Genomic DNA, 991 nt, shown 5'->3' on the forward strand with positions numbered 1-991 from the left:
GTCAGCCGCCGATGGCGGACATCGGGCGGTCCGGCTGGACGAAGGCCGGGTCGTCCAGCCCCGCGCCCGCCTTCTTCCCCCACATCGCCAGCTTCCAGATCCGGGCGATCTCCTCGTCCGGCGCGTCCGAGCGCAGGGCGGCCCTGAGGTCGGTCTCCTCGGTGGCGAACAGACAGGTGCGGACCTGTCCGTCGGCGGTCAGCCGGGTGCGGTCGCAGGCCCGGCAGAACGGGCGGGTCACCGAGGCGATCACTCCCACCCGGTGCGGACCGCCGTCGACCAGCCAGCGCTCCGCCGGGGCCGAGCCCCGCTCCTCGGAGCCCTCGGCGGTCAGCTCGAAACGGGTCCGCAGCGAGGCCAGGATGTCCCCGGCGGTGATCATCCCCTCGCGCTTCCAGCCGTGCTGCGCGTCCAGCGGCATCTGCTCGATGAAGCGCAGCTCGTAGTCGTGCTCCACCGCCCAGGCCAGCAGTTCGGGCGCCTCGTCCTCGTTCAGCCCCGGCATCAGCACCGAGTTGACCTTGACCGGGGTGAGGCCCGCCGCACGGGCCGCGTACAGGCCCTCCAGCACGTCGCGGTGGCGGTCGCGGCGGGTGAGCGCCTTGAAGACCTCCGGGCGCAGGGTGTCCAGCGACACGTTCACCCGGTCGAGGCCCGCCGCCTTCAGCGCGGACGCGGTGCGCTTGAGGCCGATGCCGTTGGTCGTCAGGGACATCTGCGGACGCGGCTCCAGCGCCGCCACCCGCTCCACGATGCCCACCAGACCGGGCCGCAGCAGCGGCTCACCGCCGGTGAACCGCACCTCCCGCACGCCCAGCGAGCTGACCGCGATGTCGATCAGCCGCACGATCTCGTCGTCCGTGAGGAGATCCGGCTTGGCCAGCCACTGAAGGCCTTCCTCCGGCATGCAGTACGTGCAGCGCAGGTTGCACCGGTCGGTCAGCGAGACCCTCAGGTCGGTGGCCACCCGGCCGTAGGTGTCGATGAGCAC

At 72.1% G+C, this 991-nt stretch carries 1 protein-coding gene; it reads right to left on the bottom strand.

Annotation, left to right across the window (positions count from 1 at the left end):
- Window position 1: 1 nt before the first annotated feature.
- A partial coding sequence (moaA, locus tag KBY47_RS36195; protein WP_247695773.1) for a GTP 3',8-cyclase MoaA occupies window positions 2–991 on the bottom strand: 990 nt, incomplete at its 5' end.

This window comes from Streptomyces sp. B93, assembly GCF_018070565.1.
In the GTDB taxonomy this organism is placed as follows: Bacteria; Actinomycetota; Actinomycetes; order Streptomycetales; family Streptomycetaceae; genus Streptomyces.